This is a genomic window from Winogradskyella undariae (assembly GCF_013285155.1).
Lineage (GTDB): Bacteria > Bacteroidota > Bacteroidia > Flavobacteriales > Flavobacteriaceae > Winogradskyella > Winogradskyella undariae.
On sequence record NZ_JABTEL010000004.1, the window covers coordinates 167,617 to 192,413 of the forward strand.

At 31.8% G+C, this 24,797-nt stretch carries 23 protein-coding genes; 5 read left to right on the plus strand and 18 right to left on the minus strand.

The window, feature by feature from the left end:
* Positions 1 to 54 precede the first annotated feature (54 nt).
* From rpmF to pdxA, 3 genes are all read right to left on the minus strand, one after another.
* A complete protein-coding gene (gene rpmF / locus HSX10_RS07235) occupies positions 55 to 258 on the minus strand; it encodes a 50S ribosomal protein L32 (protein ID WP_114308164.1) in 204 nt (67 codons plus the stop codon).
* An 8-nt stretch (positions 259 to 266) separates the two neighbouring features.
* A complete protein-coding gene (locus HSX10_RS07240; RefSeq protein WP_173587543.1) occupies positions 267 to 806 on the minus strand; it encodes a YceD family protein in 540 nt (179 codons plus the stop codon).
* A 79-nt stretch (positions 807 to 885) separates the two neighbouring features.
* A complete protein-coding gene (gene pdxA, locus HSX10_RS07245) occupies positions 886 to 1,926 on the minus strand; it encodes a 4-hydroxythreonine-4-phosphate dehydrogenase PdxA (protein WP_173587544.1) in 1,041 nt (346 codons plus the stop codon).
* A gap of 51 nt (positions 1,927 to 1,977) precedes the next feature.
* Here pdxA and HSX10_RS07250 point away from each other — a divergent pair, with 51 nt between their 5' ends.
* Positions 1,978 to 2,568 carry a riboflavin synthase gene (locus tag HSX10_RS07250; RefSeq protein WP_173587545.1) on the plus strand — a complete coding sequence of 197 codons (591 nt, stop codon included), beginning with the start codon at positions 1,978 to 1,980 and terminating at the stop codon, positions 2,566 to 2,568.
* Here HSX10_RS07250 and HSX10_RS07255 read toward each other — a convergent pair.
* From HSX10_RS07255 to HSX10_RS07265, 3 genes are all read right to left on the minus strand, one after another.
* On the minus strand, positions 2,565 to 2,774 hold the full coding sequence (locus tag HSX10_RS07255) for a PID-CTERM protein-sorting domain-containing protein (protein WP_217363248.1): 210 nt from the start codon (positions 2,772 to 2,774) through the stop codon (positions 2,565 to 2,567). The genes HSX10_RS07250 and HSX10_RS07255 overlap by 4 nt on opposite strands.
* Positions 2,775 to 3,191: 417 nt before the next feature.
* Complete coding sequence (locus HSX10_RS07260) at positions 3,192 to 4,034, minus strand: EcsC family protein (RefSeq protein WP_173587546.1); 843 nt, start codon at positions 4,032 to 4,034, stop codon at positions 3,192 to 3,194.
* A gap of 66 nt (positions 4,035 to 4,100) precedes the next feature.
* The gene (locus HSX10_RS07265; protein WP_173587547.1) at positions 4,101 to 5,189 is read right to left on the minus strand and encodes a substrate-binding domain-containing protein; all 1,089 of its coding nucleotides are present in this window, start codon (positions 5,187 to 5,189) and stop codon (positions 4,101 to 4,103) included.
* A 172-nt stretch (positions 5,190 to 5,361) separates the two neighbouring features.
* Between HSX10_RS07265 and HSX10_RS07270 the strand changes: the two genes are divergently transcribed.
* Genes HSX10_RS07270 through uxaC form a run of 3 tightly spaced genes read left to right on the plus strand, consistent with a single transcriptional unit; the run spans position 5,362 to position 8,816 of the window.
* Positions 5,362 to 6,189: an SDR family oxidoreductase gene (locus HSX10_RS07270; RefSeq protein WP_173587548.1), complete on the plus strand. Its 828-nt coding sequence runs from the start codon at positions 5,362 to 5,364 to the stop codon at positions 6,187 to 6,189.
* Positions 6,190 to 6,200: 11 nt separating this feature from the next.
* Positions 6,201 to 7,388 carry a mannonate dehydratase gene (gene uxuA / locus HSX10_RS07275; RefSeq protein WP_173587549.1) on the plus strand — a complete coding sequence of 396 codons (1,188 nt, stop codon included), beginning with the start codon at positions 6,201 to 6,203 and terminating at the stop codon, positions 7,386 to 7,388.
* 18 nt (positions 7,389 to 7,406) lie between these two features.
* On the plus strand, positions 7,407 to 8,816 hold the full coding sequence (gene uxaC / locus HSX10_RS07280) for a glucuronate isomerase (protein ID WP_173587550.1): 1,410 nt from the start codon (positions 7,407 to 7,409) through the stop codon (positions 8,814 to 8,816).
* Positions 8,817 to 9,138: 322 nt separating this feature from the next.
* Here uxaC and HSX10_RS07285 read toward each other — a convergent pair whose 3' ends face one another.
* The 10 genes from HSX10_RS07285 to HSX10_RS07330 form a co-directional block, all read right to left on the minus strand.
* Positions 9,139 to 10,503, minus strand: a complete 1,365-nt coding sequence (locus HSX10_RS07285) for a spondin domain-containing protein (RefSeq protein WP_173587551.1) — start codon at positions 10,501 to 10,503, stop codon at positions 9,139 to 9,141.
* Between the two features lie 99 nt (positions 10,504 to 10,602).
* Entirely contained in the window at positions 10,603 to 12,081 is a 1,479-nt protein-coding gene (locus HSX10_RS07290; RefSeq protein ID WP_173587552.1) for a HAMP domain-containing sensor histidine kinase, read from the minus strand.
* 6 nt (positions 12,082 to 12,087) lie between these two features.
* Positions 12,088 to 12,792 (minus strand): winged helix-turn-helix domain-containing protein, encoded by a 705-nt coding sequence (locus tag HSX10_RS07295; RefSeq protein WP_173587553.1) that lies wholly within the window; start codon positions 12,790 to 12,792, stop codon positions 12,088 to 12,090.
* A 427-nt stretch (positions 12,793 to 13,219) separates the two neighbouring features.
* Positions 13,220 to 14,356: a type II secretion system F family protein gene (locus HSX10_RS07300; RefSeq protein WP_173587554.1), complete on the minus strand. Its 1,137-nt coding sequence runs from the start codon at positions 14,354 to 14,356 to the stop codon at positions 13,220 to 13,222.
* Complete coding sequence (locus HSX10_RS07305; RefSeq protein ID WP_254453209.1) at positions 14,356 to 14,820, minus strand: PulJ/GspJ family protein; 465 nt, start codon at positions 14,818 to 14,820, stop codon at positions 14,356 to 14,358. Before HSX10_RS07305 ends, HSX10_RS07300 begins: the two co-directional genes overlap by 1 nt.
* Positions 14,807 to 15,142 carry a hypothetical protein gene (locus tag HSX10_RS07310; protein WP_173587555.1) on the minus strand — a complete coding sequence of 112 codons (336 nt, stop codon included), beginning with the start codon at positions 15,140 to 15,142 and terminating at the stop codon, positions 14,807 to 14,809. The genes HSX10_RS07305 and HSX10_RS07310 overlap by 14 nt, the downstream gene beginning before the upstream one ends.
* Positions 15,130 to 16,407 (minus strand): hypothetical protein, encoded by a 1,278-nt coding sequence (locus tag HSX10_RS07315; RefSeq protein WP_173587556.1) that lies wholly within the window; start codon positions 16,405 to 16,407, stop codon positions 15,130 to 15,132. The genes HSX10_RS07310 and HSX10_RS07315 overlap by 13 nt, the downstream gene beginning before the upstream one ends.
* Positions 16,407 to 16,871, minus strand: coding sequence for a hypothetical protein (locus HSX10_RS07320; RefSeq protein WP_173587557.1), 465 nt, complete (start codon positions 16,869 to 16,871; stop codon positions 16,407 to 16,409). Before HSX10_RS07320 ends, HSX10_RS07315 begins: the two co-directional genes overlap by 1 nt.
* Positions 16,861 to 17,523: a hypothetical protein gene (locus HSX10_RS07325; protein ID WP_173587558.1), complete on the minus strand. Its 663-nt coding sequence runs from the start codon at positions 17,521 to 17,523 to the stop codon at positions 16,861 to 16,863. The genes HSX10_RS07320 and HSX10_RS07325 overlap by 11 nt, the downstream gene beginning before the upstream one ends.
* 93 nt (positions 17,524 to 17,616) lie before the next feature.
* Positions 17,617 to 18,354: a hypothetical protein gene (locus tag HSX10_RS07330; protein ID WP_173587559.1), complete on the minus strand. Its 738-nt coding sequence runs from the start codon at positions 18,352 to 18,354 to the stop codon at positions 17,617 to 17,619.
* Between the two features lie 64 nt (positions 18,355 to 18,418).
* On the opposite strand from HSX10_RS07330, the gene HSX10_RS07335 reads away from it, so the two are divergent.
* Positions 18,419 to 19,702 (plus strand): IS3 family transposase, encoded by a 1,284-nt coding sequence (locus HSX10_RS07335; RefSeq protein ID WP_173587560.1) that lies wholly within the window; start codon positions 18,419 to 18,421, stop codon positions 19,700 to 19,702.
* A 289-nt stretch (positions 19,703 to 19,991) separates the two neighbouring features.
* Here the strand turns inward: HSX10_RS07335 and HSX10_RS07340 are convergent, their stop codons facing one another.
* Complete coding sequence (locus HSX10_RS07340; protein WP_173587561.1) at positions 19,992 to 20,414, minus strand: toxin-antitoxin system YwqK family antitoxin; 423 nt, start codon at positions 20,412 to 20,414, stop codon at positions 19,992 to 19,994.
* Between the two features lie 13 nt (positions 20,415 to 20,427).
* Complete coding sequence (locus HSX10_RS07345; RefSeq protein WP_173587562.1) at positions 20,428 to 24,792, minus strand: DUF6443 domain-containing protein; 4,365 nt, start codon at positions 24,790 to 24,792, stop codon at positions 20,428 to 20,430.
* Positions 24,793 to 24,797 lie beyond the last annotated feature (5 nt).

A 24,797-nucleotide genomic window follows, 5' to 3' on the forward strand; every position in this document is an offset into this window, starting at 1 on the left:
AATAACAAAAAAAACGCTCACAAAGGAGCGTTTTCTTGTATGCATGCATAGTACTTATGCTACATTTTCTTCTTCAACAGAGTTGTCAATTAAGACTTGACCTCTGTAGTATAATTTACCATCATGCCAATGAGCTCTATGGTATAAATGTGGCTCACCAGTTGTAGGGCAAGTTGCTATTTGAGGTACAGAAGCTTTATAATGTGTTCTTCTTTTATCTCTTCTTGTTTTCGAAATTTTACGCTTTGGATGTGCCATTTTAAATGTTATTTATCCGTTAATAGTTTTTTTAAATTATCCCAACGAGGATCATTATCCTCTGGTGATTTTGTTTTTTGATCCTCACTTGGACTCAATTCTTCTAGTTTTGAAAGTATATCGGACTGTAATGTACCGTCTTCTATACCTGGATGAACTCTTTTTATAGGAACTGCTAAAATAATTAACTCATATATATATTGAGCTATATTAATTTCATACTCGCCATGCGCTACAATTAAGATATCTTCATTCTCGTCATTGTACTCATCACCAAACTTTACTACCAATTTAAAATTGTCGTCAATAGCTTGGTCATATGGCTCATTCGTTATATCACAATTAACATTTACAGACCCTTTCGCTGAAAAAAACAACTCAAAAAAGGTTGATTTTTTATCGAATTTCAGGTCAATTTTCACGTCAACTGCGTTAAATTCATCGTATTCAAAATGTTCAAAGAACGCGTTACCAATTTGATAATCAAAATGATGCTCTCCTATTTTTAATCCTACAAAAGGGATAGTATAAGATTTTAATGCCTTCATTATCACATTCATTTTGAGCGTGCAAATATATAAATTTTTATTTACTTCAAGCCTAGATATCAACAAATTTTGTTTATAACTATCTAGACAACCTTTTTAACGGGTTTTTACTATAAATATTGTACTCTTCTCTTTTTCTAAAGATCTCTATTGCAGTTACAATAGCTTGTTTCATAGAGCTTTCATCAGCAATACCTTTTCCTGCTATTTCATAAGCCGTACCGTGATCAGGTGACGTTCTAACTTTATCTAAACCTGCTGTATAGTTAACACCTTTACCAAAAGCTATCGTTTTAAAAGGTATTAAACCCTGATCGTGATAGGATGCTATAATCGCATCAAAATTACGGTAAGTATTGGACCCAAAAAAACTATCGGCAGAATAAGGACCGTAAACAAGACTGCCATCTTTCTTAATTTTTTCTAAAGCTGGTTTTAAAACAACATCATCTTCATTACCAATAACTCCATTATCTCCCGCATGAGGATTAATGGCTAACACAGCAATCTTTGGTTTTCTAATTCCAAAATCTTGCTTTAAGGATTTTGTTACGGTTGCAATTTTTTCCTTTATAAGATCTTCTGTTATGGTTTCACTCGCATCTTTTAAGGGAACATGATCGGTTAAAAGTCCGACTCTTAATTCATCTGAAACCATAAACATTAAACTTTTTCCATTTAAAGCTTTTGCTAAATAGTCTGTATGACCAGGAAAATTAAAGGTTTCTGATTGAATATTATGTTTATTAATCGGTGCCGTTACCAATACATCTATTGTTGCTTCCTTTAAAGCATTGGTTGCTGCCTCTAGAGATTTTATAGCATATTCACCTATTTTTTTATCTTCTGTTCCAAATTCAATTTTCACAGGCTCCTTCCAAACATTGACCACATTCACTTTACCGTGAACGGCTTTTTCTGGCGATTCTATACCATAAAAATTAATTTTACTATTAAAATGATTTTTAAAAAACTGCATAGTTTTAGCTGAAGCGAAAATAACAGGAGTATTTAATTCTAAAGACCTTGGATCTTCGTATGTCTTAATGACTATTTCTGCACCAATACCATTGAGATCACCAATTGAAATCCCTACAATTATCTTTTCGTCTTTTTTCATTTTTTGTATTTAACTTTGTAATTGCAAATTTAACTAAATAAAGCACAAATTATGTTCACAGGTATTATAGAAGATCTAGGAAAAATTGAGAAATTAAAAAAAGAAGATGGTAATCTTCATATTACGGTTCATAGTTCTATAACAAATGAATTAAAAATTGACCAAAGCGTTGCTCATAACGGCGTATGCTTAACTGTTGTAAATATAGCCGGAGATACTTACACTGTAACTGCTATCCAAGAAACTTTAGATAAAACTAACTTAGGGCTACTAAAGGAAAATGATACTATAAATATAGAACGCGCTATGAAACTAGGCGACCGACTTGACGGACATATTGTACAAGGCCACGTAGATCAAACGGCTAAATGTATTAGTATATTAGAAAAAGAAGGAAGTTGGTTTTTTACTTTTGATTATGATAAAAACCTAAATAACATAACTATAGAAAAAGGTTCTATTACTGTAAATGGGGTAAGCTTAACTGTTGTTAATTCTAAACTTAATAGTTTCTCTGTAGCTATTATACCTTATACTTATAACCACACTACATTTAAACACATAAAAGACGGAGATACTATAAATTTAGAATTTGATGTTATTGGAAAATATGTAGCACGATTAAACGACTTACGTAATTAAACTGTTCGCTTAGATAATTTATAAGATTTATAAATACCATAAGTTAACGCTAGTACAAATAGAACTATGATACCACCATCTATAGGCATACCCGGAGGCCCAGGTGCTTCTAACGTCTGAGGCTGAGGCAAATTATCCACTTGAGCTAAAGCAACAAAACCCGTTAAAAAAACCAAGATTAAGGCAAATATATTTTTCTTTTGCATTCTATTTAAATATGGCGTAAAAGTATAAAAAAAATCGAACTAACAAAATCAAATTAATCAAAAACATCTATAAAAAGCATATTTCACCGTTAAAACGTAAAAATATGGGTTATAATAGAGAAAACACCTAATTTTCAACCTATCATTTAACGCAAATATAATATTGAAGCTATTTAAAACAATATAACAAAACGCTCAAAACCTAAAAAACGCATCTAATTTCTATGCTTTTATAAAAATAAATACGCAAAACTGCATTTGTTGTAATTCCTAATGAATATCTAGAAAACTTCTGCGCATTACCAGCTAAATTAATTCTATAATAGTTATTTATATTGGATAAATTCCAAGTATATACACCAATTCCGGAACGAAACCTTTTTATTAATTTACACCAAAATAAAATATAAAACTATCCTATACTTTTAAATCTTGGTAAATAGATTTTATAACGTCTTCACCATATTTTCGTTCTAAGCGTCTCACCCTAAAATGAGCCGTTGCCATTCTCTGAAAATGATCTACAAAAACATAATTTAATCCACCTCCTCCAATTGCACCAACAACAGGAACAGCTTGTGCTAAAAACTTCTCACTAATTAAAAGACTTAATCTAGTGGCTATTTTAGATAAGAAATTACCAACCACATTAGAACCTAAAACACCAACACCTTTAACCAAATTATCTAAGCTCATTTTTATACTTGCTGTCGATACATTTTTTAAAGCCGAATTTAATGCCATACGTGTGGTATAATAACTAGTTTCCATTCCATCATCATCTTTAGCATCTCCTCCAAGAGCAAAAACTTGCAAACATGCCATTTGCCCTTCAAGCGTGTAAATATCTTCACCCTCACTACGCGCTATATCCATAATAGTTCGCATTAAAAATTTTGTAGTCAGCGTCACTTCCGATGCAAAAATAGCTGTACCTAAACCTGTAGAAGATCCAAAGAAGCCACTTAGTGCCCCTGTACTTGTTACAATACTTTTGTACGTATTTATTGAAGGCTTCTTAAACGTTTGATTCTTTTTTATCGTTAATAAATTAGCCTTAACAACTTTCAGTAATACCTTTTCTGTAATTTTCTGCACCTTAACTAATGCCTTTTCTGGCACATAGTTAATTCCAGTTTCAACCGTATTACCAATTTTATTAACGTTGCGTATAGCCCAACCTAAATTCTGCATGCTAGACTTTGCTTGCAATAAGATTTCTTTATCTTCTGTTGTAATGGAGTTTGTTGTGAGGCTCAAAAGTTATTATTTATAAGATTTGTCGATAAATCTGAATAATTGTTACAAAATCTAAACACACTAAAATCAAAAGACCTCAACGGCATTATTATTTTCAGATACAAATTCATCCCTTCCATTATATTTTACATTTTCTTTCATAAGAATATCTATAGGTAGGTAAGTTTTATACTCAGGAGTTTTATTCTGTATTAAAAAATCTGCCAAAAGCCTGACAGATTTATAGCCTTGATCAAATGGCTTTTGAGATATTAAGAAAGCAACCGAATCGTTAATTAAGCATTCTGTATTTTGTGGTGTATTATCAAAACCTATGAGTTGTAAGTTTTTTAAATGATGTTCCTCCAAACAATTAACCACCATATAAATTCTACTAGACGGCACAAAAACCCCTTTAATTTCAGGGTGATTTTTTAAGAAAGAATTGATTACTTCTTGATTTTCAAGAGTATCATTTAAATTTTCAAGTTTTAAGCCTCTAGGGTTAGATTTAATTTCATTTTTAAAAAAATAATCTTTAAAACCCTCAATCCTATCTGATATAGAATTGTTTTTAGTGATATTCTGAAGCGTTTGAATAATTAAAAATTCAGAAGATTCTGGATTATTTAAATGCATCAATTTTCCTGCTACATAACCTGCAGTATAAGAATCTTGCCCAACATAAGCAATGTTATTAAATCCTTTGATATCAATATTTAGAAATAAATAAGGAATATTTAAAACCTCTAGTTCTTTAATAATTTGTTTGGTTTCATCAGAAAAATTAGGAACCATAATAACTTCCGTTGGTTTTGTTTCTAATAAATCTTCAAAAGCATTTAAATATGAAACCGGATCAGATTGATTAAATCTAAAGACACTAACGTAAACTCCGAAATTTTTAACATCCTCAGCTGCTTTTAACACTCCTAAATATGGTGATTTCCAAAATAAATCAGAATCATTATACTCAGGAATTAATACGGAAATTTGATGCTTTTTTTTCATTGCTAGTGCACTTGCAACGGGGTTGACTTTAAAACTATGACGTTCAAGAATTTTTCGAACTTTAGCTTCTGTCTTTTTAGAAACTCCACTTCTACTATGTATAACGCGATCTACAGTTCCTTCCGAAACATTCGCCTCTTTCGCTATATCCTTTATTGTTATCATATTAAAAATTAATAAACCTCATCGTCGCTAAATAAAAACTAAGAAATGTATAACGACACCTAGCTCAATCCTAGACAATTTTGTCAAAAATATACAATTTTGTGTGCGTACACAAAATTGTATCATTATATTTGTGTACGTACACGAAAATACAAATCAAAAAGAAACCTAAATGAATAAAGTAATCGTATTAACAGGAGCAGGCGGTGTGTTATGTAGCACTTTAGCTATAGCACTTGCAAAACAAGGAAATAAAATTGCTGTTTTAGATTTAAGAAAAGAGGCTGCGGACAAAGTAGCAGATGAAATTAATTCTAACGGCGGAACAGCTATTGGAGTTACTGCAAATGTTTTGGAGAAAGACACTTTAATAGCAGCCAAGAAAACTGTAAATGATGCTTTTGGAAAAGTTGATATCTTATTAAATGGAGCAGGTGGAAATCACCCTTTAGGAACAACTTCTAATCCCTTTTTAGAATTAGAAGATTTAGCAAATAAAACAGAAGGTTTTAAAACTTTCTTCGATTTAGATCCAAAAGGAATAGAGTTTACATTCAACCTTAATTTCTTAGGAACTTTAATTCCTACACAAGTATTTGCAACAGATATGGTAGGTAGAGAAGGTTGTTCTGTATTGAATATTTCTTCTATGAATGCGTTTACACCCTTAACAAAAATACCTGCTTATAGTGGTGCAAAAGCTGCAGTCTCTAACTTTACACAATGGCTAGCTGTTCACTTTTCTAAAGTAGGAATCCGTGTTAATGCATTAGCTCCTGGCTTTTTCTTAACCGACCAAAACAGAACATTACTAACAAATACAGACGGAAGTTTAACACAAAGAGGGCAACAAATTATTGACCAAACACCAATGGGTCGTTATGGAGAACCTGAAGATTTAATAGGTACAACATTATGGTTATGTGGTGAAGGTGCAAAGTTTGTAACAGGAGTTGTAGTGCCAATTGACGGTGGATTTTCAGCCTATAGTGGCGTTTAAAAAATAAAAAAATGATACAAAATTTAGAACAAACATGGCGTTGGTACGGACCAAATGACCCTGTTTCTTTATCTGACATAAAACAAGCAGGAGCAACAGGAATTGTTTCTGCATTACATCATATTCCAAATGGAGAAGTTTGGACGGTTGAAGAAATCAACAAAAGAAAAGAAGTTATAGAAAATATTGGACTTACATGGTCTGTTGTAGAATCCGTACCTATCCACGAAAACATTAAAACAAAGTCTGGGGATTATCAGTTATATATTGACAATTACAGACAAACCTTATTAAATTTAGGCGAATGTGGCATTGATACCGTTTGTTATAATTTTATGCCTGTTTTAGATTGGACACGTACCAATTTAGATTATGAAGTTTCTGATGGATCAACCGCATTACGTTTTGAAGCAGCAGCTTTTGCAGCTTTTGAATTGTATTTATTAAAAAGACCAGGGGCAGAACACCACTATTCTGATGTTCAAAAAGAAAAAGCAGCAACGTTTTTAAAAAATTCAACAGCTGAAGAACAAAAGACTTTAGTTAGAAATATTATAGCGGGTTTACCTGGTGCTGAAGAAGGTTATACTTTAGAAGAATTTAATGCCATTTTAGCCACTTATAAAAATGTTGGTCCGGAGGAATTAAAAGCAAATTTATTTTCATTTTTATCCGAAATTATTCCCGCAGCAGAACAAGCTGGAGTCTTAATGTGTATTCACCCAGATGATCCACCTTTTCCAATTTTAGGTTTACCAAGAGTGGTTTCAACAGAACAAGATATTGTTGATTTATACAAAGCGGTTCCTTCTCACAATAACGGACTAACATTCTGTACAGGTTCTTTCGGTGTAAGAGCTGATAATGATTTAGCAGGAATGGTAGAACGTCTTGGTGATCGTATTCATTTTATTCATTTACGGGCTACAAAAAGAGATGCTGAAGGTAATTTTCATGAAGCAGATCATTTAAATGGCGATGTAGATATGTATGCCGTGATGAAAGCTTTAATTAAAGAGCAACAAAAACGTATTGAAGCCGGACGAACAGATCTTAGAATGCCATTTAGACCCGATCATGGACACAAAATGTTAGATGATTTAAAAAAGAAAACAAACCCTGGTTATTCTGGTATTGGACGCTTACGTGGCTTGGCAGAATTACGTGGTTTAGAATTAGGTATTAGACGTTCATTATAACATAGATTTTTTTTCAAAATGACTAGTAAATCACCTTTTATAAAGGCTAATTTTTTACTGCAATCTGAAGTCGCAGAAACACTATATCATCAGTACGCTAAAGATTTACCGATTATAGATTATCACAATCATTTGTCACCACAAATCATTGCAGAAGATCTACCTATAAAAAATATTACAGAAGCTTGGTTAAATGGTGATCATTACAAATGGCGTGGTATGCGTGCTAATGGCATTGAGGAAACTTTTATTACAGGAAATAAAACAACGCAAAAAGAAAAATTTTTAAAATGGGCAGAAACGGTTCCTTATACATTAAGGAACCCGCTGTTTCATTGGACGCATTTAGAACTCAAACGCTATTTTAATATTGATGATCTTTTGCAACCGGCAACAGCAGAAGTAATTTATAATAAAGCAAACACTGTTTTAGAAAGCAAAACGCCTGCGCAATTATTAGAGCAAATGAACGTTGAAGTCATTTGCACTACTGATGACCCATCAGATAATTTGGAACATCATAAAATAATTGCAAAAAAAGGATTCTTCACTAAAGTTCTACCCACATTTAGATCCGATAACTTAATTTTAATTGAAGCAAGTAATTATGTCAATTATATTAAAAAACTAGCTTCTGAAGTTGAATTTTCAATTTCAAACTTATCAGAATTATTAAAGGCTATTCAACATAGAGTTGACTTTTTTAACACGTTAGGTTGCCGACTTTCAGATTATGGATTAGAGCAAATTTATGCTTTTGATTTTACAAAAACCGAAGCCGATGCTATCTTTCAAAAACGTCTATCAAATACCGCTATTTCAAAAGACAAAGCCAATGTATTTGCCTCTTGTATCTTATTTGAATTGTGCAAAATGTATCACACAAAAGGTTGGGTACAACAGTTTCATTTAGGTACATTAAGAAACAATAACACCACATTATTAGACCAAATAGGTTTAGACGCTGGCGGAGATTCTATTAGCGATGTTAGTCAAGCAAAAGCCATGTCTAAATTGTTTGATCAATTAGATACTGAAAATTCATTATCAAAAACCATCACTTATAATTTAAATCCTTCTCAAAACGAAGTTTTTGCCACCATGATGGGGAATTATAGCGAAGCAGGTATTCCTGGAAAAATGCAATGGGGTTCTGGCTGGTGGTATTTAGACCAAAAAGATGGTATAGAAAAACAGTTAAACACACTTTCTAATATGGGCTTATTAAGTCGGTTTATTGGTATGGTAACAGACAGTCGTAGTTTTTTATCCTTCCCGAGACATGAGTATTTTAGACGAATTCTATGTAATTTAATTGCAGAAGATGTCAATAACGGGCTTGTACCAAATGATATTGAATTTCTTGGAAAAATGATTCAAGATATTTGCTATCATAATGCGGTTAATTATTTCGATTTTGAAAATTAGATATTAAAACATTTCCTGATAGCCAACTCGCTTCTGAAAGAGAAGTACTTGAGTTATTACAAAAGTAAGCGCCGCAATCCTATCTAATTTATACCAGAATATCATGTATTTGGCATTCCTTATGTATTTAAAACAAACAACAATTTAATGTTTTAGAAAGAAGCCTTGGTGTTTAAATTATAATGCTTTCAGATTTTTATAACCACTTTTCCCATAAAAACGACGTTACATCATTGAACCATATATAAGAATCCTAAGTCACAAAAAAAATCCGCGTTTCACCTAATGGAGAAACGCGGATTATATAAAATAATTTATATTCTTAATTTGCAGTAATTGTAATTTTTAAAACTGCATTCACACTTGGGTAATCAAAGCCATCATTAACATTAGATAATAATTGAACCTGTCCTGTTTCATCCATTCCAGTATCTGCTGCTAATTGATTCGTCACTGTATTTGGACCAATAGCAGGCTGTTCGTTAACCTCTGTTCCAGCATCCCATAAGTAAACCTCATTTGTAACATCACCACTTAAAGGCGTTCCGTCTGCACTAAATAATTCAATTCCTGTATCTTGAGTTGCAAACAACACATCGTTTGTAGCCGCTAACATACTTGCAAATGATAAGCTATTTCCAGCTTCAGCTGTAAAGCTAAACGTGTAAGTGTTTCCTGGTAATAAAGGCCCAGGACCACTACCTCCATCTACAGTATTAAAAACAGCACCTGAAATTTGGCCTTCTAATCCACTTAGGTTATCTGCTAAAACAGCCGTATTTCCATCTTCAGCAATATGCTCTAATCCTAAATCGTAATCTGTAACTCCTGATGTGAATAATGGCATCGTATTTCCTTCGTGAACTACAAAGATTCCTGGAGATGACGGGTAAGTAACACCAGTGTTATCAGCAGTGTATTCACCAAGAGGTGTAGCATTTCCATCTTCAGAAATACCTTCTACACCTTGACCATAATCAGCTTCACCTTCTGTAAATAAAGGATTTGTATCACCATGAATCACATAAACACCAGGAGATAAAGGAGCAGCAGACATTCCTGCGCTTGTATTTAAACTTGCTGTTGCTAAGTCTTCTATAGAAACTGTAAACATTGTACCCTCTACATGCGTAATGCTTACTGAAATTATTTCGCTTACCTCTGGAAAATCAAACATAAAACCATTGGTTACGTCTGCAATTTTTAATACGTTACCGTTTTCTACTTCTCCGGTATCTGGACCAGATTGCATGCCTACCGTATTAGGACCTACTGCTGGTTCTTCGTTAACTTCTGTTCCGGCATCCCATAAATAAACTTGATCTGTAACATCTCCAGAAATAGGATCTCCATTATCATCGTACAATGCAATTCCATTACCGTCAGGAGCAAAAAATAAATCGTTGGTTGCAGCTAACATAGTTGCAAAAGATAATTTTTGACTTCTCCCAGCATTAACAGTAAACTCATAACGTTTTCCTGGAGTTGCTGGTCCAGGAGCAGCATCACCAACAGGAGTATTAAATATTCCAGAATCTATAAAACTATAGGCGCTACCAATATTTTCAATACTGACTGTAAAATTAGTAGTTTCGCTTGGATCTACTGTAGTGTTGTCGTCGTCATTATCGCAACTTGCAAAAAGTGTAATAACGGATAAAAGTGTAATAAATTTAAAATTCTTCATTTGTAAATATGTTAATGATTATATATCCACAAATATCTTCCAAGAGTATCACCAAATTATAACAACGATATAACCATAGTATAAATTATTATATAAAATTTATAACGATGCCGTTCTTTTAAGCACTGGCAGATTGAAATAAAACTGGGTTCCTTGGTTTAGAATGCTCTCTACTTTTATAGTTGAATTGTGAAGGTCCATTATCTTTTTAACAATAGCCAACCCTAGTCCACTACCTTTGGTGGCATCAGAATAAAACTTGCCTTTTCGGTAGCGTTCAAATATATAAGGTAACTCTTGAGACTCTATACCTCTTCCCGTATCGGACACCTTTACCATCACCTGATCATTTGCTGTGTAAAGCTCTAAGGTAACGACATCACCTTGCTCGCAATGTTTAATGGCATTGTCTATGATGTTCTGTAATGCTCTATCAATTAAAGCAATATCCGCGTATACAAAAGGAAGATCTTTAGAATACACCGTATTTATGCTTACCCCTTTATTTTTAGCAATAATGCGGTATTTATCGGCGATATCTTGAATAATTTCTGCCATTTGTAAGGCTTCTGGCTGCACGGCTTTTTGATTGGCTTCCAAAACACTTAATTCAAACAAATCGTTAACCAATTTCTTAAGACGTTCCGAGTTTTTAAGCACTATTTCCATGTAACGATTCTTTTCCTTTTCATCTAAAGCATCACCTTTAATCATAATAGTTTCTATAAAACCCTGAATAGAAGCAATAGGTGTTCTTAAGTCGTGTGAAATATTTGCGATAAGTTCTTTTCGTAAGTTGTCGACACTTTGTAAATCTTGAATATTACTTTGAATGGTATCAGCCATGTCGTTATAGGTATTAGCCAACAACCCCATTTCGCCATGCTGTACACCTGCTACACGGGCATCGTGATTACCATTTTTAAAAGACGTAAACGCCGCAATAATTTTATTGAAATTTCTTGTGATAATATAAATGGAAAGCAACGCCACCAATAATGCTGCAAATAGCGCATATAAGATATTACGCATGCTTAGTTTACGAATATAACTGGCCTCATGTTTTTTAATCAGCGAATCATAATCGTTACCACCTACTATAGTATAGATGTAGCCTACTTTTTCGTTATTATAAAGGTAGGGTGCTGCAGAAAATATTTTTTTAGTGCCCGGTAATTTTGGGTCATCTCCTTTAATAAATACTTCACCATCTTGGGCGATAAATTCTGTTATAGGTTTTAAATCGATGCGCTTTGCTTTCACCTCTTTGTTCATAGCTACATGTTTAAGGATATTTCCTTCTAAGTCTAACAAGTAAACTTCCGTCGCCGGGTTTGTAGCCATAACATGATGCATTAGACTACTCATTTTAGAACCGACTACCGAATCACCATCGTAAAGTCCTTGAATTTCTTCAACAATATATCCTGCTACATTTCTATTTAAGCCTTGTGTAATTTCGTCGTGATAATCTTCTGAAAGTTGGGTGGATGTTCTGGTAATTAAAAAGGCAAGTACTACAAATAATAGGGTGAGTACACCTGCAATTTTGTAAAATAAAGTGTTTTTTGTTTTCATAATGTCTTAGTATTCGGAAAATCGGTACCCAACTCCCCAAGTGGTAAGTATATATTCTGGGTTTCCAGGATCTTGTTCTATTTTTGCTCGTAAACGGTTAATATGAGAATTTACGGTATGTTCATAACCTTCAAATTCATACCCCCAAATACGATGCAACAATTGTGCACGACTATAGGTTTTACCCACATTATTGGCTAATAAACACAGTAATTCAAATTCTTTAGGTGTAAGATTAAGGCGTTCACCTTGTAATTCTACTTTTCTCATTTCCTGATTGACCACAAGATCTTTACGCGTTAATAGAGGCAAATTTTCTTCTTCTGATGTAGCTGTTTTAGTATCTAAGGTTTGGCGCCTAATTATAGCTTTTACACGAGCTTGCAATTCGCGAACACTAAACGGTTTTGTCATATAATCGTCTGCACCTGTTTCAAGGCCTAAAATCTTATCGATTTCATCACTCTTACTGGTAAGCATGAGTATTGGAGTATTAATATTAGAGGCTCTTAACTCCCTGCAAATGTCTAAGCCTTTTTTACCAGGTAACATTACATCTAAAATAATTAGATCGTAAGCATTTGTAGAAGCTTCTATAAAACCTTCGCTACCATTATAACAACTTTTTAAACTTGTTTGATCGTCTTCAAGGTTTATAGTAACCAATTCAGCTATATGAACGTCGTCTTCGACAACTAAAATTTGAACCATTTCAATATATTTTGTGGGCAATCTAATCTTAAAGTATCAAGAAAGTATCCCGATATTATGTTATTAAAAAAATAACATGTGCTTCGATTACAGGTTAATACTTAAAATAGACGAAAGAAGTTGAAGATGCTTTCAAATTAAAAAAAGTAAATCTCTTGAAAACCTAAGTAAAGATTGCTAATAAATAAAAATGGATCTTTTTATATCTAGTATCGGAGTTACTAGATTTTAACTATGCTAAAAAATAAACCCTTGAAAACAACTAGTGCTTACAAGGGTTTTTCTTTTGTGGTCCCACATGTATTAATATTTATAGAGCAATAAAGAGTATTATATACTCATATAGCACCATTGAGTCAAAATTATTAATCAAGAAAAGTATTATTTAGGGTTGTTTCCGTACAAAGGTTTGAGCATCACAAGAAGATTACCCTAACACACTACTCAACTTAAACATAGGCAAATACATTGCTATTAAAATAACCCCAACCAAAACGCCAACAATTAAAATAATAAATGGCTCTAAAACTGTGGATAGTAATTTAGATTTCTGCTGTACTTGAGTGTTATATTGTGTATTTAAACGCTCAAAAATAAACTCATTTTGATTGGTCTCTTCTGCCACTTTAACCATTGCTATCATTTTATCTTCAAATAATTGATGTTGACTCAAACTTTCACTTAAAGAATGCCCCTCCAAAATGTTTTGCTCAACGGCATTCAAAGCATTTTGTAAAGGATAAAAATCAATCATTTGCTTTACCAATTGAATACTATAAACCACAGGAACCTTAGATGCTGTTAACAAAGCAATAGCCTGTGTAAATTGAGATAAGTAAACAATTTTTATAAAATCACCTATAAACGGAATTTTTACAATTATTTTGTCTTTCAATTTTTTAAACCATTTTTTCTTATTGAAAAATGTTCTAAAAAAAATAACACCAATTATCAAGGTGAATATAAATAACCCATAGGATTTTATAAAATCAGAACAACTAATAATAAATTTTGTAATTGCTGGCAGTTCTACTTTTTGCTGTTCAAAAATATCTTGAAACATCGGTACAACATAATACAGCATAAAAGCCACTACTAAAACGGCTGTAGTTAAAATAATACTTGGATAGGTTAATGCACTTATTAGATTTCGTTTTTGTTCATTCTTTCTAGAAAAGAAAGCCCCTAACTGCTCTGCAACTTGCTGAAGAGTACCTGTCTCTTCTCCTATTTTTAGAGAGTAATACTCATATTGTGTAAACTGATTGTTTTTAATTACAGATTCTGATAAGCTTAAACCTGAAATAATATCACTTGAAATTTCTTTAAATAATTGCTTATTTACTTTCTTTTTTTGGGAATTCTCGATGAGCTCTAAAGCATCTCTTAACGTAATACCAGCCTTAATTAATACACCAAGCTCTATATAAAAATCTTCTTTTATTTTATTAGAAAAGGTACTACCGAAAATAGTAATCTCTTTTTGCAAAAAGGATGTTGAAGACACCTTCTTCTCTTCCAACTTCTTTTCAGTCTTTGTAATGTTATCTAGTTGAAATGCCATTAGTTCATATAATTTGAAGCATCATTCTCTTTGTAAATGAATAAAACTTGAGTTTGAGCATTTTTTGAAGTTACCAATTTTATAGCATCCATCTTACCATCTATTGCTGTTTCTCCATCTAAGAAAAACATCTTATTTTGCAATCGGATATTAAATGTATCTGTTTCTTTAATTATATTTTCATCGTAAAATTTATAGCTAACAGAATCTATAGGTGACGAGAATCTTAATTCATTTTCAAAACCACTATAACGAACTTTAGTATATCTATTAAAATCTAACCATAGTGCTGTTTCTAATCTATTTAATTCAGTAGTCTTATTGTAGTTTTGCTGAATAGCGAGCATATGCCTTTGTACTAAAGACAATACAGAAAAAGCAAGCCCAACTACAATACTGGTTAGAATAAGTACTATAATCATTTCGCTTAATGTAAAAGCTTTTAATCTTTTATTTGGTTTCAATTATTTCTTTATTAACTGTTTTTGATGTTTTACTATTAATAGCTTCAAATTCAATGATAGTATTATTATTTTCTTTATAACTATCTACTAGTATTTGCCAATCTTTAAAATCATCAGTATATGGAATTGTGAGTTTATCATTTTTATATAAGTACTGTAATTCTGAAAGTTCCGCATCAATAGCTCTTGTATTATTTTTTATAGAGTTAGAAAATAGATTATTTAAAATCATACTCGAAATCACAAATACAATGACTATCAGTATTGTAGCCACTAAAGTCTCCATTAATGTAGACGCTCTTATTTTTTCTAATACAACCATTTAACCTCTCCTTTTTTAGAATTATTAAATGAAAATCCTATGTATTGCTGAGGAAGTTTATCAACATTAATTGTACCATTATAAATATGACTTTGATAGATTGAACCCGATTGTTTAACTATAAAATTATTAGCAAAGACAGTTCCTAAAACCTGACCTCTTAATTCTAAATTTTGATTACAATATACCTCTCCAATAACAACAGTGTTTTCTTTCAATTCTAATTGCACATTATAATTATTGGTTTTGGGCATACCTAGATACAATACTATTCCGCTAATATTAGAATTGGTATTAATAACCAAATTTTTATTATTAAAGCCTGAAGACATAAGCTTTTCTTGTTCATTCATTTTCTCATTTAACACTAATGCCGATGGATAACTTAAGTCAACATTTTCACCTATTACTAAGGATTCTGAAGCAATAGCCTGGAAATTACCCTTAACATAATTCTCAACTTCAATCTCCGGCGCAATAAGTACAATATCGTTTAAAACAGAAGAGCTTTCAACCACTATTTTTGTTTTAGATTGCACAATAATATTTCCAATGAGTCTAACTCTGTTAAGCCTTATTTCAGAATTAGAGTAAACCATCTGTTCTGGTCTTAAAAATGAGTTTTTATAAGTTTTACCATCACTTAAAATTAAAAAATCTTCTTGCTCTATTTTTAAAATTTCATTTTCTATAGTGTTTATTTGAGTAATAGTCTCATTAAATAAGTTTGGCAGCTTAGACGAAGGCTTTGTCTGTCCATAAATAAGTTGAGAGCCATCATATGATTGCCCTGAAATATTTCCCGATTTTACACCTCGTTCAGGTAAATATGCTACACCTTTAATTTTTGTATTCCCAACCAATACTAATGGTCTATTATTATCTTGGGCAAACAAGGCAACTCTGTTGTCTTCTGGCTGCCTCCCCCCAATTAATACCGTCTTTTTTAAATTATAATTTTTAATTTCCGAAACAACAGTTATCTTCTCAAAAATCCCCCAAAACTCACGGTGTACTTTTAAACGCTTATAATCTTCATCTTTTAAATCAATATAAGTGGTGTCATTTAACGGAATATGGTTTTTTAACGAATAACTAATTCCTTTATTGCTGTTCTTAGAGGTTTCTATAATAAAATCGGTTTGTATACCAAACTGTTTATGTGCTTGCACCAAAAGAACAAAAGCAGTTAGTAGTAAAGCAATAATCACTGCAATAAAAAGTGTTATTTGTAATGCTCCTGCTTTTAGTTTTTCCCAAAACATTATTGACGTTTTATGGTTTTCGATATGTTGTTATACCTAACAACGATCGCGTTTGTATTTCCTCTAATCAGTTTTACACTATCTACAATTTGTCCGCGCTTTAGTAAATATTGATTTTTATTAATATTCACAACAAATACTTGGTCTGATAAATCTTGCTTTTTTATAACCCCTCCATACGTAACGTTAGGAAAATTTGATGTAACTTTTTTTTGTGTGTTAGCAGACGTCGATTTTCCTTTGTTATTAAAATTCAATGTCCCAAGGAAAGGATCTCTTTCAATATTTTTGATAGAAAACGTGTCTACTTTTACACTTATTTTTGGTAGAAAAGAAACATTTAAATCTTGCGGTGCTATTTCAGCCACATCAGGACTTAATCCATTGACAAATTTATAAGCAACTGTTCCCCAAATTACCAAAACCGCAACCAATAATATGTATATTTTTGTTTTATTCTTCAACCGTAAAATTTTGTGCTGTATATGTTGTTTCGTAATCAGAATTTTGTGCTTTTACACGCCACTCATAATCTTGAGCCTCTAAATTGGAAACCGAAAATACAGTAGTGCTTATTATTTCATTTTCAATAATTTCTATGGCACTAGCAAAGTCTGGAGTTGCAATTTGAATTGTATATTCTTCGGCGTTTAAAACCATATCCCAAGAAAAGTTAATAGTATCTGTTGTTAAAAATATAAGATTATCTGCAGGTGCTAATAAAATTACTTCTTCATTAGAAATATCTACAGCGTCACTTTCAGTAATACTAAAACTTTGTGTTGTATATGGGGTTTGATAATTAGAATTTTCGGCTCTAACTCTCCATTGATAACTTCCTGAATTTAATGCCTTCGTAAAATTTATTGCGGTTACTAAGGTATCTTCTTCAATAGCTGTTGTGTTTTCAAAATCTGGCGTTGCTATTTGTAACCTATAACTATCAGCTTCCTCTACGGCATTCCATGAAAAATTTACGGTAGTATTGGTTAATACAGAAGCCTCCGTTGGCGCTAAAATAGAAACTTCTTTATTTGAAATATCTTCTACGCCAATAATATCTTCACAGTTAAAAACAAAAAGTGGTAGAATAAAAATCCAAAAAATCTTTTTCATGCGTTTAAATTTATTTATTATATCGTAGTATATAGTCTGCCATTAATCAACACCTCTATGTGATTAAATTTCCCATATGCTACTTTCATTTTATTACAATTTAAAATAATCTATTTGTTTTTTAGCTTTTTTGGCTGATTTATATGTACTACGAGTGCATTTATCCGAACTTTCAACGATATCTATGATTTCTAATTGGTATTTATCATTTTGTTTCCAACAAAAATTAGAGCTTACATAAGCAAAAACAACACCATGGCTAAACAATACTGTTTTTTGCTCTTCATTATTAATATAAGTTTTTAAGGCGTAACTCTTTTTACCTGCCCTTTCTAAAAAAACTTCATCTGCATTTTCTATTGCTGTTAAATCACTTTCATTTAAAGCCATAGATACACTGGTAACTATATCTGCCGTATTATTTGTTTTTAAAAACTGAAACAGAGCTATATTTTCTTTAGCATTTAATGCATTTAAAACACTTACTCTATCTGCTATTTCTAACTTTATATATCGTGGCTTATTTACCATTGAATCCATATAATTAATACGCACCTTTTTTGTTTGTGATAATTTAGCTTTATTAAAAGCTTTAATGGATGCCTTGTTAAAATACTCAAAGTTTATTTGAACCTTAATAGGATTTTTATACTTAGGTATGGCTGTATGGTTATAATCTTGTTCTAATAAAAAACCTTTGTACTCACCAACAGTTCCTAGTTGTAAATTTTGTTTAATTGTTTTTTGAGATTCCTCACCTATGTATATTGTATGGCAACTATAAAATAAAAACAGAAGTAAAATAGGCGATATAAAAAGTAATTTTCGCATTAATTAATATGATTTATGTAAATATATAAATTCTCATTTTAAGTTTGTCGTCATATTATTTTTTATGACACACAAAAAGCGAAACTACCATTCATTAATCCCAGTACTTTATGCCAAAGGGTTACTGGGTAAGCAACAGCTTAATAAAATACCTAAACGCACCCTACAACATTGGAACAAAAACAAAGATAAAACTTATGATTTTGAATCTTGGGTAATGCCTTTTGAAGAACACATAGAAGGTATTAAAAAAACATACGAACGTAAGCAACTAAAAAAAGTAATACAGTTTATCATAAAAGTAAGTGATGGCTATCACCGTGTATTAACCAATGTTAATAAGAATAAAACCGTTTTAAAAGAAAATGCAGAATATATTATTGGTTCTATTGACGAAATTGTGTTTCAATCTCATATTAAAGTAAAACGTGCCTGTAAATTTTATGGTGTTTCTAGTGATTGGTATTATCGTGAAAAACGAAAAGCTAATTGCGCTCTTAATATATTTAATAACTGTTTTAAACAACACCCTAATCAGTTAACATTTAAAGAGACAAATGCTATAGAACAACTTGTTAAAGCCCCAAAACACTTTGGTAAAACAAAAGTCACATTGTATTACCATGCCTTACGACATAATTTAGTCTCATGCGGAAAATCTACCTTTAGCAAATACGCAAAGGCATTGGGATACCAAAAGCCTAAGAAACCAAAGATTCCACCAAAAAAAGGTATACGTGCTACTCGTATTTTTGAATGGTTACATGTTGATATTACCTTAGTACCAACACTAGATAATGGTATGCAAAAAGTAGCCTTTGTAAAAGATAATTTTTCTAAAGCTATTTTACATTATGCCTCTGTTTATGAAAAAGCAGATAGTAAATTTATCACCAAATTATTTAAAGAAACTTTTGATAAACATAATTTATACAGTTTAACTAAGCCAATAAACATTTTAACTGATGGCGGCTCTGAAAACAAAGGTGATTTCACCACTTGGGTACATCATTTTAATGCACCTCCTGTAGTTTCTAAAATTACAGCCAGGACTAAAGACTTTCCATTATCTAATTCTATGGCAGAGAGCACTCATAGTATATATAAAACTGAATTTTTAAAAGGACAGGTTTCTAAAACTAGAGAAAATCATCTAGAAAGTCTTAATCGTTTTGTTAAATATTATAATTACGAGAGACATCCTGCTGATTTATGTGGCTTACATCCTATGGAAGTTATAAATGGTAAAATACCTGATAAAGATTATTATAAAAATCAAATAGCAGAAGCCAAAATTAACCGAGTAATTACCAATAAAGTATTTAATAAGTGTGTTTTTACAAGATAATTATGTTAATAACCAAAAAACACATGCTTTTTAGTTTTTTAAACTATTATTTTTAAATCATAGTCTTAGGTACTTTCTATCTTAAATACAATTCTGCACTAACTATAAAAAATATATCTTAATATCATTTTATCACAACACGCAAACATTGGCGTAGTTTTGTTGTAGATTTTAATAGATGTTGCTCTGATAAATCTACTGTTACCAAAATTATAGACGCTTTTATTAGAGATACTAAAACTAAAAAAGCGTACGCATAAAAAAACCACCCGAAGGTGGTTTTAATTATTTATTTCCATTCTGGAACATAATCGTGATTTCTTGGTGGACTTTCTTTATTTAGAATATAACTTTTAACCTCCTTTATAATATCATTATGATAAATATAAACAGCTAACAATTCTCCTTCTTTCGAATAAAATTTCACTTCGCCATTTAACCTACCGTTTTTAAAAATCATTCTCTTGTCTACATTTCCATTATCGAAAAATAAATAACTATATCCTTCTAAAAAACCATCTTTGTAGTTGAGTATTTTTTTTACTTTTTTTGAGGAATTATAAAAAACCCAACTTCCTGTTTTATTCCCTTTTTCATCTTCATTTCCAACAATTGCCTCATCACCATTTTTATTAACGATTAAATCATTTTCTTGTGCAGTACAAGAAAAAAATATTAATAATACTAAAATATTTATAAAATTTAATTTCATAATCAATGTTTTATTAATTTTTAACAAATTCGTTTTTTAAGACTTCATTGGTAACAGATATTTCCCCATCCTCACCTGTTATAACTTTTAAATTAAAATTCAATTTAACATCCCCGAAATCAAAGACATAGTTAACAGAACCAGTACCATCTTCGCCTACTTTCAAAGAAGAATTATCAAAACCTTCCCCTTTAAATTCTATATTTAAATCTTCTCCAAAAGTTTCTTTTATAAAATCAACTTCTGCATCAATCCCTGCTTGATGAGCATCATTAAAATCTTGACGTGATGCCGTATCTTTATTTTTGTCAAATCCACCTTCAATATCATTTCTCTCCATAACAAAATGAAGTACATTATCTTTAAATGTATTAGCATTACCAGATAACATATCTCCCATATCTACTTTACCACTATTAAAAGCATCTATCATTACACTTTCAGATGCATCAACTAATTTTAGGGTTTGAACATTTTCTGATTTAATAGCCTTATTTAAATTTTCAGCAAAAGTTCCTTCGACCTTTTTTGGATTTCTAACATACAATTCTCCTGTAGTCTCTCTTATTCCAAACTGTGTTGTAGAATCTTTATTGATTTTCTCTAAAAAGGCTTTCTTATTTTCTGCGGAACCTTCAATGATAACATCTTGAGGTGCCATTCCATCTGGGTCAGTATACTTTACAGGATTATTTATTGAATAATTATAAGGACTAACTAAAGAATAAAACTCCGCTAAAGCATCAATTGAAAACCAACGCCCTAAAGAAGCATCATAATTTCGAGCTCCAAAATCTAACCATTCTAATCCAAGTTCATTCTGCTCTTCTTTACCATTAAAACCGTAAGGATGTTCAGTACCATTTATCACATTATTATACCCTTTGTGCTGTAAGCCAAAGGGATAATAATTTTTCTCTTCAATAATTTCAGAACTGTCCACAGAACCATTATTATCTGCATCCGAGTAGGACAGTCTAATGTTCCCTAAGTGGTCCTTGTATTGATATACATAATCATATCCACCATTGTTATTAGATTCAACATAGCCTTCAGGTTGACTAAAAAATTTTAGTAGGTTGGGTACTTGCTCATTGTCTTGCTCATAGATGTAATTGCCAGCATATTGGGTGGTTTTAGTTTTTCCCGTATTGTAGTTTTCAACTACTTTTTCTAACTTTACCCCTGTTGCATCATATTTATAATAAATTCCACCTCGCTCATCATCACCTTCAATATTTAATTTTGTTGGTAAGTTTAAATGATTATAAGCTATATCTATAATTCCTTTGTTCAAATCTTGGGTCATGTTGCCATTAATATCATAAAGGTAATCAATTTCTTCAGAATCGTTATCTTTAAAACCATCTTTTGTAGCAGAATCATATACTCCTATTAATTGATTACTCATAGGTGCATAATTATAAATAAGTTTATCGATGAGACCAATTGTACCATTAACCTCATCAAGTCCTGTACGACTAAGTTTCAATATGTTTCCATTTTTATCATAACTAACACTATTTAAACTATAATCCTCAATCTCAACTGGATATGACACCAAAGCATAATCACCTATATAATTTGCTTTTTTAATTCTGTTTAAGGCATCATAATAATATTCATAACTTCTCGTATTATTGTCGTTGGCAGTTTGCCAATAGGTTTCACTAATGTTTCCATTAAATAACGCTGTACCAGTAATAGGGTTATTATATCTCAATTCAAAATCAAACAAATCGTTATCAGAAAGATTATCCTTATTTATCGTTTTAAGCCATCCTCTAATATTGTAACCATAATTTATAATTTGTAAACCATTAGAACTCTCTGGCTCAGAAGTCGCTACAATACCACCCACATTTTTACTTACTAATTGCCCCAACTCATCATAGTGATTGTTAACTATAAGTTCTTCATGGTCTCCTATAATCTGCACCTGTGTTAATAATCTACCGGCATGGTCGTAGGTAAAATTATCTTTTACAATAACAGCTGCATTATTATCTTTTTTATGTATTGCAGTAGTCTCTATAACCTTACCCACAAAATCTAATTGAGTGGCAACTTTATCTATACTATTGAGGTATGCATTATAACTCTCCATATATATAGGTCTTGCTTTATCATCATAATAACTAACACTAGTTATCCACAAATCTGTATCTAACACACGAACCTTACTCCCTGTAGCTAAAGATTTTGTGCTTTGTACGACATTCTGATTATAAGTGTTTTGAAAACCTTCTAATTCGGTTGGAATATCAAAGTTATAATCGTCGTAATAATTAATAGTTAATATTTCTATTTTCTTGTTTAAAGGAAAAGCATCAGCTGTGTAAAAAACAGCTGTACCATCATACATTATTGTTGCAAAAGTCGTTTTAGTTTCAAATTGTGTACTTTGATTATCAACCAAGTCCTGAAGAGCTGACCTGTCTTCATCATTTGAATATAGCCCTGTATAAGCAACGCGACCAAAAACATCATATTTTGTAAACAACCATTTTCCATCTATACTTTGCTTACCATCTTGAGTTAATATTGGCATATCTAATTTGTTATAAATAATATGCTCCCAATCTTTTCCTGGTATCTTTTTTTCTATAAGTCGGTTTCTTAAATCATAATGATAAATATAACAAAGCCCCTCTACTGTTTCTTCTTGAATTGTTGGATTTGCAATTACGGGGGAAGAGGAAAATATATTTCCATTAAAAGCCGTAACAAGTCCTTCTCCTCTGGCGTATAAAACGTTATCCTTTATATAGAAATCATAACTGAAATCTTGCCCAGAAACGGTACCTAAAGTTCTATCTGAAAGGCGTCGTTTTAAACCTAAAGCTATTGACAAATCTTTATTAAGCGATAAAGGCACATTACTATTTATATTAAAATTAAGCGTTACATTATCATCGTCATCAACTAAAATTTGTAAACCGCCTTGCGCCCCATAGTCATTGTCTATATAAATACTTAAAGGACTTAAATTATTTTGATTAGCGTAATCTCTAAGGCTATTATCAAACTCCTTTGCAAAGTCGGAATCTACATCAGTTAGCATAGGCCATGTATAATCTAACTCATAACTAAGTATCTGAGTTGAACTATAGCTCTCGTTTATAGCACTTACCTTTCCACTTCCTTCTACATATATTGCGTTATTTCTAATACTAAAATAATAATCGTAATTAGCACCTTTTAAAGCTCCTAACTCCGTGTCTTTATAAACTCCATAATCTTTTAAAGATAATAACTCTCCTTTTTTGAGCTCTAATGCTTCTAATGCGGAAAAACTAATATTGAGAGTTACCAAATCACTGTTTGAAAAAGTTGTAACAGTATAACCTCCTTGTCCTTCATATTCATTGGTTACGTCTGCATTTAATATCGCTTGATTATCATAGTCACTTAACGCTTTATTATACGCTTCTGCAAATTCTGCATCTACATTCACTAAATCTACCCAAGAGTAGTTAGTCTGGGAGGCTACCCTAAAGTTTTGCTCTCCTGCTATTAATATTTCATCAGAAGCCTCTGGAGGTAACACATATGTTAAATTTCCATAATCATCATATACATAATAAGTGTCATGAGCTTCATTAGATTCATAAGTACGCTTTAAAACAACCTGTCCTTGTTTATTTTTAAACTCTTCTGTGGTGTGGTTATTGCCTGATATCCAATTCTCATCTTTTGTAATCGTTTTGTATAACTCGTTTTCTAAATAATAACCATCATAAACTAAACTAGTTTGCACTGTATCATCTCCTGGATGATTAACCGAAAAAAGCTTTACTTCTTCAAACCCATTTGTATCATAAACAAATTTTATGGTGTGCCCACTATCTATAGCCCAATCTTTACCTGGTGCTGCTTGTTCTAAAACCCTTCCAAGTGGTGAAGCCTCTAGCTCTTTGTGACTGTAAGGATTAGGTGTAACTCCAATCCATTCATCTGGATACTTGCTGCTATAATAAGTGTTTAAGGCTGATATACCTCCTTCGCTATCAACTGTAAGACCCGTGTGATATCTTAATGGGTCAATACTCGAGTTATTAGAAAAATCTCTAGCAATTGGTAAATAATCTTTTATCTGCCTACCGAACTCATCATATGCTATTGGTGTTATGATATCTTGTTTTTCTCCACCTGCTTGAGCAGACACACTCTGTATTGGCCGACCTAATCCATCAAAATAAGTAACCGTTTCTTGTTTATCATCTGGTGTTAATTCTGTGGCTGTCCCTGATTCGTTTTCGCCATCTGTCGTCTCAACTTGATAAGTCGTACTCTTAACGTAATTCTCTGTATCTGTCTGTGCCAAAACTAGATTTGACACAAATATTGCTATTAAGGCGTATAGTAACTTCTTCATGTCTA

Bases quoted from the DNA above. Each gene is read 5' to 3' on its own strand.
- rpmF (WP_114308164.1), bottom strand. From the start codon at position 258: ATGGCACATCCAAAGCGTAAAATTTCGAAAACAAGAAGAGATAAAAGA.
- HSX10_RS07240 (WP_173587543.1), bottom strand. From the start codon at position 806: ATGAAGGCATTAAAATCTTATACTATCCCTTTTGTAGGATTAAAAATA.
- pdxA (WP_173587544.1), bottom strand. From the start codon at position 1,926: ATGAAAAAAGACGAAAAGATAATTGTAGGGATTTCAATTGGTGATCTC.
- HSX10_RS07250 (WP_173587545.1), top strand. From the start codon at position 1,978: ATGTTCACAGGTATTATAGAAGATCTAGGAAAAATTGAGAAATTAAAA.
- HSX10_RS07255 (WP_217363248.1), bottom strand. From the start codon at position 2,774: ATGCAAAAGAAAAATATATTTGCCTTAATCTTGGTTTTTTTAACGGGT.
- HSX10_RS07265 (WP_173587547.1), bottom strand. From the start codon at position 5,189: ATGATAACAATAAAGGATATAGCGAAAGAGGCGAATGTTTCGGAAGGA.
- HSX10_RS07270 (WP_173587548.1), top strand. From the start codon at position 5,362: ATGAATAAAGTAATCGTATTAACAGGAGCAGGCGGTGTGTTATGTAGC.
- uxuA (WP_173587549.1), top strand. From the start codon at position 6,201: ATGATACAAAATTTAGAACAAACATGGCGTTGGTACGGACCAAATGAC.
- uxaC (WP_173587550.1), top strand. From the start codon at position 7,407: ATGACTAGTAAATCACCTTTTATAAAGGCTAATTTTTTACTGCAATCT.
- HSX10_RS07285 (WP_173587551.1), bottom strand. From the start codon at position 10,503: ATGAAGAATTTTAAATTTATTACACTTTTATCCGTTATTACACTTTTT.
- HSX10_RS07290 (WP_173587552.1), bottom strand. From the start codon at position 12,081: ATGAAAACAAAAAACACTTTATTTTACAAAATTGCAGGTGTACTCACC.
- HSX10_RS07295 (WP_173587553.1), bottom strand. From the start codon at position 12,792: ATGGTTCAAATTTTAGTTGTCGAAGACGACGTTCATATAGCTGAATTG.
- HSX10_RS07300 (WP_173587554.1), bottom strand. From the start codon at position 14,356: ATGGCATTTCAACTAGATAACATTACAAAGACTGAAAAGAAGTTGGAA.
- HSX10_RS07310 (WP_173587555.1), bottom strand. From the start codon at position 15,142: ATGGTTGTATTAGAAAAAATAAGAGCGTCTACATTAATGGAGACTTTA.
- HSX10_RS07315 (WP_173587556.1), bottom strand. From the start codon at position 16,407: ATGTTTTGGGAAAAACTAAAAGCAGGAGCATTACAAATAACACTTTTT.
- HSX10_RS07325 (WP_173587558.1), bottom strand. From the start codon at position 17,523: ATGAAAAAGATTTTTTGGATTTTTATTCTACCACTTTTTGTTTTTAAC.
- HSX10_RS07330 (WP_173587559.1), bottom strand. From the start codon at position 18,354: ATGCGAAAATTACTTTTTATATCGCCTATTTTACTTCTGTTTTTATTT.
- HSX10_RS07335 (WP_173587560.1), top strand. From the start codon at position 18,419: ATGACACACAAAAAGCGAAACTACCATTCATTAATCCCAGTACTTTAT.
- HSX10_RS07340 (WP_173587561.1), bottom strand. From the start codon at position 20,414: ATGAAATTAAATTTTATAAATATTTTAGTATTATTAATATTTTTTTCT.
- HSX10_RS07345 (WP_173587562.1), bottom strand. From the start codon at position 24,792: ATGAAGAAGTTACTATACGCCTTAATAGCAATATTTGTGTCAAATCTA.